At 62.6% G+C, this 13,983-nt stretch carries 3 protein-coding genes; all 3 read right to left on the bottom strand.

Features of this window, described 5'->3' with window-relative positions:
• Positions 1–9,368 (bottom strand): peroxidase family protein (locus tag HAT86_RS15775; RefSeq protein ID WP_196780634.1); only part of this gene is annotated, 9,368 nt, incomplete at its 3' end.
• A gap of 215 nt (positions 9,369–9,583) precedes the next feature.
• A complete protein-coding gene (locus HAT86_RS15780) occupies positions 9,584–12,643 on the bottom strand; it encodes an efflux RND transporter permease subunit (protein WP_167200107.1) in 3,060 nt (1,019 codons plus the stop codon).
• Positions 12,640–13,866 carry an efflux RND transporter periplasmic adaptor subunit gene (locus HAT86_RS15785; protein ID WP_167200109.1) on the bottom strand — a complete coding sequence of 409 codons (1,227 nt, stop codon included), beginning with the start codon at positions 13,864–13,866 and terminating at the stop codon, positions 12,640–12,642. Before HAT86_RS15785 ends, HAT86_RS15780 begins: the two co-directional genes overlap by 4 nt.
• Positions 13,867–13,983: the final 117 nt, after the last annotated feature.

Below are 13,983 nucleotides of genomic sequence, written 5' to 3' on the forward strand. Positions count from 1 at the left end.
TCTATCGGCTCCCCTGCTACTGGCTCCTCGGCTTCCACCGGTTCCTCTCCCTCAGGCTCCGCAGGCGCTTTCGGTTCCTCCTCAACCGGCTCTTCAGCTTCTATCGGCTCCCCTGCTACTGGCTCCTCGGCTTCCACCGGTTCCTCTCCCTCAGGCTCCGCAGGCGCTTTCGGTTCTTCCTCAACCAGCTCTTCAGCTTCTGTCGGCTCCTCTGCTACAGGCTCGACCGGCCCGGTCGGCGTTTCCTCGACCGGCGCCTCAGGGGTCGGCTCTGGGGCGACGTCGCCAACGACCTGATCCGCTTTATAGCTCAACACATCCAGCGGCACATCGGTCAACCCGGTGTTGCGTGCGACGATATCGCCAAGCGTCACGTTACTGATGAAGTTGTTGTAGACGGGCAAATCACCGATCCGGTCGATATAATAGAACCGGTCACCTTCCTGCAAACGGTCGAGCTGTTCATGAATGATTACCCAGAAGGTATGACCGACAACACCATTCTGGATATGCTGCTCAGCCAGACCACCGACCCAAAGGTCGACCCGGTCGATTCCTTGAACCTTCACCTCATTCAGAGTGTCACCCTCGATCAAGTTGATGTCGGGGTTGGCCGCGGCGAAGGTGTCGTATTCCGGCGAGTCGACGGTCAGAACCAGATCAGGATAGGCCTGCTCGAAAAGCGCGATCATCTCGTCTGACAAACCGTTGCGCGCCTGGAAATCGGCCCAATCCGTGTAGGGCGTCATTACCATGTCCGACCGTTCGATCGCTTCCGCGATGAAGCGGCTGTCCGACGCGGCCAGATCCGCCTTGACCTGGTTCAGCGTCCCAAGGCCAACATCCCGGCCACGCGCGACGTTGAAGGCGAACAGATCCGCGGGGCTGCGCACCAGATCGGTACGGACGGCGTCAACCACCTGCAAGTCCACCTCTTCCGAGGGCTGTTCGATCAGGCCGCTCAGGATATTGGCGACACCATGCTGGGCATAGCCCGGTTGTGGCGTGTAACCGTACTCTGCCAGTGCCGCCAGCGCGGCGTCTCCGGTCAGTTCGGGCGCCGGGCCGTCATTGTCGGGGTCTATCTTGAACGCGGCCGGATCGTTGGTCGGGTTCAGGAACAGATCGAACAACGGCGCGTCAAACGCGTTTCCATCGGCATCCTTCAGGGTCATCATGTCCCCGATCTGCGAATGTCCAAAGCGATAGGCCGCTGCCGCGAACTCGTGGCTGATGCGCCCGTCTGCGTTCGGGTCGTAGTCGTCGTGACCATGACGGCCCGAGCCCTGCAACCCGCCCAAAAGGCTATCTGCGAAGTCGTTAAACACGACCTGCTGATACTCCCCGATGTTCAGGATGCGCGCCGCCTCAAACAGCTCCTCTGATGTCTCAGCTTCATAGCCTGCTGCCTCAAGCTGATCGACGTGATAGTTGTGGTTGCGGGCCCAGACGGTGTGAACAGAGGTCAACCCCACATTTTCATTCGCACGCCCATCACCGCCGACAAAGTGGTCGAGCCGATCCATATACGGGTTGATATCGATCAACAGCGGCCAGCCTTCCCCCATGAAGTTGTCGGAGAGTTGTGCGACCAGACCAGCGTCGAAATTGCCGTCCTGATCCCGCAGGCCGGGATAATAGTCCAGCAGCGTCATGCCATCCCCAAGATCTGCACCCTGGAACACGGTTTCCGCATCGATGTGGTGATCTAGCAATTCGCGCAGGGTGGCCATCAGCTGGAAGCCGTCGGCAGAGGGATCGTTTTTCCCCATCAGGACATGGGATCCAAAGCCGCCATTTCCATCGCTTTCACGCAGCAGCTGGCCCACTAGGTTGGACGAGCCGTAGACCTGGTTCTGGTCGACCACCGGCGAGGTCAGGTTGGTGTGCTGCGGCATGCCGTCGGCATCGGTCCCGGTGACCGACGCACGGGTCAGGTCAGCAGGGTTGTCGAGCATCGGATTGCGTGACGCACCTGCGTCGCCAATCAGGATCGGCTCATGACCGCCCTTCGGAATGAAGGTCAGACCATGATCGAAATACTGACCGAAGGACATCATGAACATGTTGACCGAGTCTGCCGTGCCGCTGGCAAGCTCCTGCTTGCCAAGAGCGTTCGAGATGTCCCGCGCATCGAGATCGTCAAAGACCGGGTTCACAATGCCCGCGCCGGTTTCGTCGATGCCGGCATATCGGGCATCGGTCACACGGATGAATGGCAGGGTCGCACCGCCCGAGATCTCGGGATTTTCCAGATTGTTCGTCAGACCTTCCAGATCGCGGGTGCCGACGATCAGATCCGCCGGCTCGTCTTCGGCGGCCTCGCCCGGTTCGGGTGGCAGAATAGGCGCCTCGCCTTGGCCGGTGACCATGTATTTCAGCGCATCAAGGTCATTTTGCGTCAGCAAGACATTGCCACGCGGCAGAGTGCCAAGCGCAACGGTCCCGACCCCCTGAGGCGCGCCGGTTTCCTCGTTAATGGTCGCCACGTTGCGCAGACTGTTCGCCAGACCGCTGCCGGACTGGACGATGACCGGAACGGTGTCCGTATCGTCAACCGTATATGTCAGCGTGAAATCACCCGAGGTCTGGGTCACTGTCGTGCCATCGACCGTCGCCACCAGAGAGGCCGGATCGATATCCGCCGGGACGACGAGAACGTCGCCTTCGGTCAGAATGCCGGTCACAGTGGTGGCGCGGCTTTCGGTTTCGACGAACACGCGGTGCGTCGACAGACGGCCCGTGACATCCACATTGGCGACTTCACCCGTCACACTGATGGTGTTGAAGTTAAGAGCGGTCGGGTTGAAGTCCCCTACCACCTGAACGTCATTGGTGCCTCCCGCGGTGTTGATCTGAATTTCCTCAATGTTCTGAAGCTGACCGATCACCTGCTCGCCGATGCCGGCTTCGCGCGTGATGACAATGTCGGTGCCGGCGGCCACAGGTGCCCCGGCCCACGCATCAGCCGCATAGACGCGGAAGGTCTCGTCAGAGGCGTCGCCGTTGATGGTGTAGGTATCGTCACCTGCCCCGCCATCGACCACGTCGTTGCCGCCGCCCACACTCCAGGATATGTCGTCGCGGCCTGCGCCAGCCTGAAGGATGTCATCGCCTGCACCCCCGGTGATCGCGTCGCGGCCATCGCCTGCATTGACGACAAGACGCTGAGTCGAGGTGAAGCCAGAGAAATCGATCACTTCGTTACCAGCCGTACCGTTGACATAGATCGTGTTTGGCGCAAGCGAGGTGCCTGCAAAGTCACCCACAGCAGTGATAGTTTCAACACCCTGGACCCCGTTGAGCGTGACCTCTTCGATGCCGCGCATCTCCATGATCGCGGTCTCCTCACCGGCCACGGTCCGGGTAATGATGATCTCAGAGAGCGAATCCGCCGGGGCGGCGCCGCCTGCATCGGTCCATGCCGCGACCGTGTACATGGTGAAAGCATCTTCGGTGCCGTCGCCATTGATCACCAGCATGTCGGTGCCGCCATCGTCCACAATCCCGTGCCCGACGACCACATCGTAGCCCCCGTTGGGCGCGTTCCATGTGATGGTATCCGAGCCGCCTTCACCAAAAATCACGTCATCGCCCGCCAGGCCATTGATGGTATCGTCACCAGCGCCCGCGAAAATCCCATCGGGGCCGTTGCTGCCATCGATCACATCGTTGCCATCTGTGCCCTGCACCAGGCCATTGCTGGCAGGATCGGTGCGCAGATCGACCTCCATATCGGCAAAGCGCAAGATTTCGACATTGGTTAGGCGGTCGGTTCCGTCGCCTTCGGCGACGTTCTTCTGACCGTTGACCGGGTCGATGAAGGTGCCTTCGGCGGGTGGTGAGATATGCTCGACCGTGACGCTACCATCGGTGTTTTCGCGGATGTTGTAATTGGCCCGCACATCGAAGTAGACGGCCGTGTCCACGTCGCCATCCTGACCTTCATCCAGGATTTCCCGAACGATCTGTAGCTGACCGGGATTGATCGAACCGTCCAGAAGTTCGCCCGAGATTTCAAACAGGCTGTTGATCGAGCGCAGTTCCACGGTCGGATCTTGGGGATCACGGACCGAGATGCGCACGTTCAGCGCCTTGTCGCCATCGATCACATCGTCGCCGCCACGGCCTTGGATCACATCGCTGCCGCCGCCACCGAGCAGTATGTTGCCGCCGGTGAAGGTATCGGCCGGATCCGTACCGATCATGTCGGCCAGCAACTCGCGCAGACCTGCGATCCGGTCAACGCCAGCCTGGGTCAGTTCATTGGCGAACAGCGTCGCGTCATTGGCCAACGGGTCCAACCCTTCGGGCAGCGCTGCGCCTTCGCGGTCATCGCCATAAAGGAAGTCGTCGAACTGCGTCCCCGAGGCCGCCTCGATCAGTTTATAGCGGTCACGGATCGCGTCCAACTGCTCGGCCGTTTCCAAACGCCGGGTCAGATCAATATCCGCGCCTGTCATGGCATTCTTGTGGGCTACCCAGTCAAATCCAAGATCACCTTCGTTGACATGCACGCCCTCGCGTTGGATCAGGATGTCGTCGCCCCCTTCCCCCAGCAAGTCGTTGTCGTTGGCGCCGCCATCCAGAACGTCGTGGCCCGCAACACGCGAACCGCCAAAGGGATCGCCGTTGTCGCCCATGATCATGTCAAAGCCGTCGCCGCCTTCGATCCAATCATCGCCTTCGCCGCCAAACATGACCTCGGCCCCGGCCCCGCCATAGATAAAGTCGTCGCCTTCCATGCCGAACGCCTCGGCAGCGTCATCCGAGCCCATCAGGATCGCGTCATTGCCCTTACCGCCGAACATCAGTTCGCCGATACCGCCCCCGGCCGAGATCACGTCATTGCCATCTTCACCGTGCAGGAAACTGACATCGTCACCATCCTTGAGGATGTCGTCACCGGCGCCGCCGCGGAACGTGTTGACACCCGCGCCACCGATAAGAAGGTCATCCCCTGCGCCGCCCCACAGCGCATCGTCACCAAGACCGCCATTGAGGATGTCGCGCTGATCAGTGCCGCCAAGCACCGCATGCTCACCGCCGTTGAACTTGAGCAGGTTGTCATACTCCCGCACCCCGTCGATCAGCGGCGCATCCGCCGTGGCTGTGGCCCGCTCGACCATGGTGGTGCCCATGGCGGCAAGGAAAGGATCGAGATCGGTCGAGACCGGATCGGGCATGGACTGCACCGCTTGATCCACTTCCAGGATGACATCCATCGACGAGAAGATGTTGGCCGGGATATGCGCACCGCCGTCCTGAATGTCAGTGTTGCGCATGATCATCGACGCGAAAGAGTTGTTTTCCAGTTCCGCCAGCATATTCATACCGGCTGTCCGGGCAAGATAGTAGAACCGGTCGCCGTTCTGAAGCGCCTCCATCTGCTGTTGGAAGACAAAACCGAAGCTCGAGCCAAGCATCCCGCCGAAAGGCATGATGGCCTCGGCCAAACCGCCTATCCAAAATTCCACATCGTTGATACCGGTTTCCGCGTCGGCCCAAGCGCCCGTGCCGTTGACAAAGTCAAGGCGATCCTGGGGGGCCCTGTCGCCGCCCAGAACCAGATCAGTGGCCGCGGCGCGCTTTTCCACCACGGTCGTGGCGTTCACGATGGTATCGTGCGTGCCGTAGGACGCGATGAAGTTGATGATGGATGCCGGGTTCTTGAGGTTTTCGGCAAAGTCGGACCATCCTTCATATGGCTTGAGGAACTCGCTGCCGGTGGCGGAATAGAACTGTTCCCGCGCGGCGTTGAGCGACGGCACGCCGGTTTCCCGGCCCCGTGCGATATTCAACGCGGCAAGGTCCAAAGGCAGTCCGACAAGATTGTCGCGCAGGGCGCTGGTAATGAACTCGTCGATATTGGCGCCGGTTTCGCGAGACATGCCACGCGCAACCGCACCAGCCGCCTGATCCGAGGTCAGGGTCTGGTCAAGATCAAAGGCAACCGGATTAAGGAACGCTTCGATCAGACCGTTAGAGGTGTTCACGCCGTTAGGGTCCATCGTTTGAACGTTCTCGGTCAGCATCGAGTGGCCGAAGCGATACACCACATGGGCAAATTCAGCCATGACCGCGCCATCAATCTCGGCGCTGGAATTGACCATGAACGCCGCGATTTGCGGCTGCACGGTGCGGCCGAACTCTTCGAAGGCGAGGTGCTGATACTGCATCTCTGTGGTGAACTTGGCGGCCTGAAACAGACGCCCGCCATCCCATTCAAGGGTATCAGCGGTCGCGTTGGCCAGATCAGCCTCGTCGATCGGGGTGGCCAGCCATTCGTTGATGAACTCCAGCTCGCCGCTTTCGAGGATGGTCTGTTTCATCTCGGTTGTCTGGCGGTTGTGCTCGGTGTGGAACACATGGTGCACCGCCGTCAGGCCGAAGTTTTCGTTGCCACGGCCATCACCAGCGATGAAGTGACGATCCAACAGTTCGTTGTCGTAGGTTTCGTTCTGTCCGAACTGGTTGGGGACGATCGCGTTGCCGGTCTCGGCGTCGGAATCGGGCTGCTTTACGGCGGTTTCACCAGTGGTGCGGTCAACAACATAGGTGCCTGGGACCGCGTTATGGGCAATATCTTCCAGGAAGGCATGGCCGTTGCGGACCGCCAGGCTGGCATCCACCGGATCGGCAAGATTGCCTTCGACATGGATATGCAGCGGTTCGGTGCCGCCCTCGACATAATCGGGGTTCGGCACGACCAATTGTGGCAGGCCGTTGGGGCCGGGAATGAAGTTGCCATACGGATCGGTCGCCAGAAGCGGGCCATCCAGAACGTCGGTGTCGTTCAGCTGAATGCCCAGCTTGGCCGCCGCTTGCGCCTTGACATCGCCCCAGGTGGACATGCCGCCGCTCTGACCATGCAGCAGGTCGCCGTTGGACACCGGCTGATCATTCCCGTTCAGGTCATATTCGCGCAGGAAGACCTGATGCGACGGGTGCGAGGTGTAGGTCTGGTTCTGATCGACCCAAGGCGTTGTCTTGTTGGAATGATCGCGAAGGTCATCCTCGGTGCCAAGCACGCCATCGGGGCCGGGCTGGTTCGTGGCGCGGGTCAGCACCATGAAGTTGGTGGGGGAGCCTTCTACGTAAAGCGGATCATCGGGCTGAAGCGGTATATAGACGGTGCCACTGCCCCCTTTACCGACAAGGTCAAGACCATGATCAAAGAACTGACCAAACAGCGTCATCCACGAGTTATAGGGCGCGGAGAGGCCTTCATCGGGGCTCACGTCGGGCAGCAGAACATTATTCCCGTCCATCGTGATCTCGTGCGTCGTCAGCAATGTGTCAAGCGCGGTCTGCGCCTCGGCGGTGGTGGCCTGCGCGGTGGCCAGCGCGGCTTCGGCTGCGCCGGGTGTGGTCAAGGCATCAAGGTTGCTTGTGGCAGTGTCGAACGCGGTTTGCTTGTCAGCTTGCAAAGCTTCCGCCGCTGTCAGGTCGGACGCGGCCTGATCAGCAGCCCGCGTGGCGGTGTCGAGAGCTATTGTAGCGTCCGCGATCACGCCGAGTTGGTCGAGGATCCGAGCATCAGCGGTCTGCGCTGCAGCCAAAGCTTGCTTGGCCGTGTTGACATCGTCTTGTGCCGTGGTCAGATCACCGGTTTCGGTCTGCACGACGCCGTCAAGGCGGGTGACCTCGGCATTGGCGGTGTCGAGATTGGTGTTCAGGGGTCCAAGCTCGGCGTTGATTTCAGAAAGCTGGTTCACAAGGCCATCGACCACGCCCTGCGCCGTATCGACGCCGGATTGCGCCTGCGTGACGGCGGTCTGTGCCTCAACATAGGCCTGATTGTTTGCCTGTGCGGTCTGAAGATCCTGCTGAGCAGTTTCCAGCGCGCTCTGCGCGTTGGACAGGGCGATGTTGGCGTTCGTCAGCTGGGTGCTCAAGCCGTCACGCGTGGTTATGGCCGAATCGCGCTGCTGGGTCAGGGAATTGACCTGAGACTGCGCACTTGAAAGCGTGGTATTTTCGTCCAGAACTGTCTGATCTGCGTCGTCATCCGCTTCGATCGCATCAGCCAAAACTTCTTCTGCAGCCAGTTTTTCCTCGCGGGCCTTGGAGAAGGCTGCAGATGCCACAGAGAAATCGGCCAGCGACCCGCCTTTCATATAGACCTCAAGGGCGCTAAGCATATCGGTCTGCGCGGTCGCCAGTTCGGCCACTTCAGCGTCAAACAGAGATGCGGCATTGTCACGGGCGGCCTGGGTTCCGGCGGCGGCCTGCTGGGCGGTGTCGACGCGGGCTTGTGCGTCGATCTCGGCCTGCTGCGCGGTCTGAAGTTGGGCGTTCAGATCCTCGAGGTCCGTCTGCGCCTTCGTAAGCAGTACGTCGAGGTCATCCACGCGCGCCTGTGCGGTGTTAACTGCGGTGGACGCCTCGTCAACGGCTGTCTGGGCTGCGGTGACCGCGTCTGCGGCGTCAGTTTCCTGTTCCAGCGCGGCCTGAGCGTCTGAGAGAACGCCCTGAGCCGTGACAAGCGCCTGATCGGCGGTGTCCTTCTGGTTCTGCAGGGTGGTGACTTCGGTCTGCTTGGCATCACGCATGGACAGCACCGAAGCCGCTGAAATCTTGGCGGCGTCCAGATCATTCTGCGCGGCGTTGAGCGTATTCTGGGCTTGCGTCAGGGCGGACTGGGCATCCGTCAGCGCGGCCTGAGCTTCGCCCACCTGCCCGCCGCTTTGCAATGCGGACATGGTTGTGGTGGCTGCGTCCAGCGTCGCTTGCGCCTCAATCACGGCCTGATCGGCGTCCGTCTTGGCGGTTGTCTTGGTCCCGACATCGGTCTGGGCCGTTGTCAGCTCTTGCTGCGCCGTATCCAGCGCGGTCAGCAATTGCTCGCGTTGCAATTCAAGCGCCTGATCGACGTTGCCGGCAGCGGCCTGTGTGTCGATCACGCGCTGATACGCCTGCACGATCTCGTTGGCGGCGGTCAGCATCGCCTGACCGGTTAAACCAGAGTGGCTGAGGGCAGCGGCGATGGCGGCGGGGTTTGCAAGCGTCTGATCGGCGATCAGGTTGGAGATGATCCTCGGCTCAGCATCATAAACTGACCCTGAGGTCTGGCTATACGAAGTCGGACCCTCCTGAGGCGCACGCGGGTTGGGATCGGCCAAATGCGCTGTTTCAGACTGCGTGAGAAAGGTCGATTCAAGCAGGCGCGGCATGACCTGATCCGCCGACCCCCAACTTTCACGACCTTCCGTCAGGTTGTTCATCGTCCCGTCGACATGACGCAGACCAAAAGGCAGAACCGGGTTCGGCACCAGTTCTGTCAGCGGGGTGCCCGCCACATGCTGTTCGGCGATGCGGATCTGGTCAAGGATGTGCTTCAGGTCGTTTGTGTTTACGAAAACCATTTTGGTCTCTCCTGGTTTGAAGTCTGTTGGCCCCCACCAAGTCGCGAGCGGGAATTTCCTGATCCAAGCCTAGCAAGGGAAACCACGGGTAGGAGGCGCCGAAGGTCTTGCGAAAAACCCTACGAAGGTAGCGGTAGCGTGAGACCAAGGTCCGATGAGAGCGAGGGGGCAGGCACAAGGGATTCGGTGCCGATTCTGGCAGCGATGCCGCGCAATCAGTTTTGGGGGACGCCTGTGTCGTTGAGCCGGGTGCTCAGCCGGACTATGTGGCACGCGGCGCTGTGGGCCATGAGGCACAGGACCGGCGTGACCACGAGGCTGAGCACGGTCGAGACCGCGACGCCGCCGATCACCGTCAGCGCCAGCGGTTGACGGAAGGCCGAACCGTCGAGCCAGGGAAGCGCGGCAGGCAGCATCCCGGCGATCATTGCGACGCTGGTCATGATGATCGGGCGGGCCCGGTCCGACGCAGCGGCGATCACCGCCTGCGCCATGGTTGCGCGCCGCGCGACAAGCGTCTGCGCGCGGTCAATCAGGAGAATCGCGTTCTTGGCCACGATCCCAAGCAGCAGAATCAGACCGATCAGCACCGGAAGGGACACCGGCAGGCCCGTCACCGACAAGACCAGCATCCCACCGCTTAACGCGAAGACCAGCGAGGCGAGAATCACCGCAACCTGCGCCACCGAGCGGAAGAGCGCGTAAAGCACCGCGACGAGCAGCAGGAGCATACTGCCCAAGGCGCGGCTGAGGTCGGACATCATCTCGAGCCGGGAGGCGGTGTCGCCTGCGGGCAGAAGGGCGAGACCGGGCAGATCGGAGGCCAGCCGGGCAACCTCGGCCTCAGCAACCTCCGAGATGCGACGCGCGATCGCCGCCGAAGGGGGCGCGGCCAGAAGGGGCAGCACGTAGAGGCCATCGCGCCGTTCGAGCCGAAGATGGGCGAACTCCAGCTCGAACCGTCCGAGCGCGGCAAGCGGCATTGTACCGCCACCGGGCAAGGCCACGGTGGCGAAGGTCAGGTCATCCGGCGCGTTGCTGTCGGGGCTAGGGGGGGCCAACCGACTGCGCAGGGGGAGCGGCTGTTGGTCATCCCCTTCGATCATCGCGATCAGGTGATCGTCGGGGTTTGTATGACCCTGAAGCGCCAAGACCAGATCCGCCGCGCTGAGATCGAGCTGCCGCAAGAGGCCCTGATCGGGCAGGAAGCGCACCTGAGCCGGGCGTGCGGGCATCGACGACAGGATCGGAATATCCTCGGGCAGTCGCGCGATGGCAGCGAGGATCGCGGGGGCCGCGATTTCGAGGCTGCGACGGTCAGGGGCCGCCAGATCGAGCACAAGTGCGGCACGCCCGGTGCTGGTGAGCGGGATGGCGCGCGCATCGGCGGTCTGGCGGAGCGCGTCGCCCAGCCGGGCCTCGGTTCGAGCGGAGCCGTCGGTGCGGATCAACAGACGGAGCGTGTCGTCAGGTTGATCCGAGGCGATCACCGTCAGGCCGCGCACGCCGTCATCCGCCAGAAGATCGCGTTCGAGCGCGGCCAGGTGGGCCACACGCGCCACGGGGGCCATACTGGGCGGCAGGGCCATGTCGACGCGCAAAAGATCGTCGCGCTCGAGCGGGATGAACGCGCCGGGATGGTTGAGCGCCGAGACCACGGACAGCAACGCCACCAGCCCCGCCCCCGCAAGACAGAGCCATCGCAGGCGCAGCGCGCGGACAAGCAGGGCGCGGTACCGCCGGGCGATCCGCCGCGCCACAGGCGTGGAGGGGCGTGCCACGGGGCTGCCCGCAAACCGCAGGGCAAGGCCCGGAATCACAAGCCGCGACACCAGCAGCGAAAACACCGTTGCGATGCAAAGCGTATACCCGAATGCCTGAAAATAAAGACCGGCCTCGCCCCACATGGTCGCGACGGGCAGGAATACCGCCAGCAGTGCCAGACTTGTAGCGATGACCGGGCGAGCCATTTCGCTCACCGCGCGCGCAACGGCTTTGCGGGGCGCGACGCCCCGGCGCAGGTGGGTGTGGATGTTCTCGATCTCGACAATCGCATCGTCCACGACGATCCCCGATGCAAGGGTAAGGGCCAGCAGGCTGACGATGTTCAGGCTGAGGCCGGCCACCTGCATCACATAAAGCGTCGGCAGCACGGACAGCGGAATGGCCAGCGCGGCCAGTGCCGTGGCGCGCCAGGATTTCAACGCAAGCGCGATCACAGCGATCACCAGAAGGCAACCTTCCAGAAGCGCCTGCAGGGTGGCGCCAAGCGAGCGGATCGCCTGCTTGGCAGGGCGCGCGATCACGTCCAGCATGAGGTCGGGGCGCCTCTGCCGGAGGTCTGTCAGTACACGGTCAAGATCCCGGCTGAGCGTCACGAGGTCGGCCCCTGTTGCGGCATGGACCTGCGCCAGAAGCGCCGGTGCTCCATTGTGCCGGGCCAGCCAATCGCGCGGGCCCGTCGCATAAGAAACACCCGCCACAGCAGCCAGCGGGATCGGCTGACCGGCAGCGGCGGTCAGCGACAGGTTGGACAGCGTTTGCGCGGCGTCCTGCGGGCGTATGGTCTGGGGGAGCGAAAACAGGATCGTGCCCTGCGTCTTGTCCGGGGACACGGGCACGGGTTTGGCCACCTGTTGCGACAATGCTTGAGTGATCTGGCGGTTCAGCGCCGCGAAGCTCAGCCCGACCGAGGCAAGCTGGCTGTCGGTGGTATGGATCACCAGTTCAGCGCGGGTGCTGGCCTGAACCTCGATCTCGGCGATGCCGTCGATCTGGCGCAAAGCGGGCAAGATGGTATCGCGCATCGCATCGCTGGCTGCGACGATATCTGCGTTGCGGGGCAGAATGGCCAGCTCCAGCGCCGCCTGACGGCGCGAGGAGGTGGCGCGCATCTCGTCTACGGAAAACACCAGATCAAGGTCTGGACCAAGCGCCTGAAGCCGATCCTCCACCTTGGCAAGACTGTCTTGGGCGGTGCGGGAATTACGCAGGTCGAGGATCATGACCAGTTGCCCGGCAGTAATCCGCGCGCGGATCGAAGTCACTTCGGGCAGCGACGACAGCGCGCGATAGACCGGCTTGGCCAGATCGTGATCGGTCGCGGTAAGCGAGGCATCGGGCGCGGACAGGCTTAGCACGATCCGGTTTTCGCCAATATCGGGCAGATGGGTCAGCGGCAGTGTCAGACCCGCGCGCAGGCCCAGAAGCGCCAGCACAATGACGACAATCACCGGCAAAAGCGTATGGCGCAGGGTCCATTCCGTGAGGATCATCGCCGGGCTAGCCCCAGCCCCAAGGCCGCTGTCTGCTTGACGCCAATGTCGCGCAGGTCGCCGCTTTGCGCCACAGGCTCGCCATCGCGCAGAAGCGGCGCGGCGACCGTGACATATACCGCACCGTCGGGCAGGCCCGCGACGATCTCGGCCTGGGCGCCGCCCGGTCGCATGGACAGAGTGACGGGCGTTGCCACCGTGCGCTGTTCGACCACGCGGAACACGCCGGGGCCATTATCAAGCGCCACGAGAGCGGATGTGGGCACGACGATCGCAACCCTCTGATCAACAACGATTTCGCCGCGCAGGCTGGACCCGGAAAGATGGGATTGCCCATCGGGTATCTGTACGGCCACACGCGCCAGCCCCCCATCGGGCGCGGAGGATGGGCTGATCCGGGTGACATTAGCCTCGATCACCGCACCGTCCGGCGCCCAGAGGCGGACCGGATCGCCGACCGAAACGCGGGCAAGCGCATGGGGGGGCAAGGTCAGCACGGCCTCCATCCGGTCGTCGGCGGCCAGACCGAGGACGGGGCCGCCCATGACCGGCGTGTCACCGGGATCGACCATGATGGCGGTCACGCGGCCAGCGACCGGAGCGCGGATGTCCATCTGCTCGGCCAGTGTGGTGACGCGCTCAAGCTCGAGCCGGGCGAGGGTTTCGCTGGCCTGCGCGCCGGCAAGACGGGCCTTGGCGGCCTCGTGTTCGGACATCGCCTGTTGCAGCGCGCGGAACGCATCCTGCCGCTGCACCTCGGACGAGGCGCCGGTTTTGGCGAGACGTTCCAGCCTCTCCAGTTCGGCGCGGCGCTGTGCGATATCGGTGGCGGCGACCTGCAGGCTGGATTGCGCGATGCGGATCTCGGCGCGGGTGGTGGACAGGGTCGCTTCGGCCTGCAGAAGATCACGCCGGATATCGGTCCGGTCGATGCGGGCAAGGATCTGGCCGGCGGCGACAAGATCGCCTTCGTCCACCAGAATATCCGTCACCGGGGCGGCATGGCGCGGCATGGACACGCGGAGGATCTCCGCCGGGACGACATGGCCGAAGGCGTGCAGCACATCGTCGATCCGCAATGGGTCCGCGCGCCGCACAGAGGCTGCGACAGGGGCGCGTTCGTTGATAGGGCCGGCCATTTCCGTAGCGGTCAGCTGTGAAATTCCCAATGGGCACAAAATGGCGACGGTGGCGACAACTGCACCGCGTGTGATCCAGCGCATCGGTCAAGCTCCTTTTTGATGAGGTGTCAGCTGGCAAGCGCGACGCGATTCAGCGCGCAGTGGCTCCATAATTCATCCATCGCGCCAATCAGCGCATCCATTTCCTTGGGGCCATGC

The organism is Roseovarius gahaiensis, from assembly GCF_011601345.1.
Lineage (GTDB): Bacteria > Pseudomonadota > Alphaproteobacteria > Rhodobacterales > Rhodobacteraceae > Roseovarius > Roseovarius gahaiensis.

Coding starts and splice junctions, on each gene's coding strand:
- HAT86_RS15785 (WP_167200109.1), bottom strand. CDS start 13,866: ATGCGCTGGATCACACGCGGTGCAGTTGTCGCCACCGTCGCCATTTTG.
- HAT86_RS15780 (WP_167200107.1), bottom strand. CDS start 12,643: ATGATCCTCACGGAATGGACCCTGCGCCATACGCTTTTGCCGGTGATT.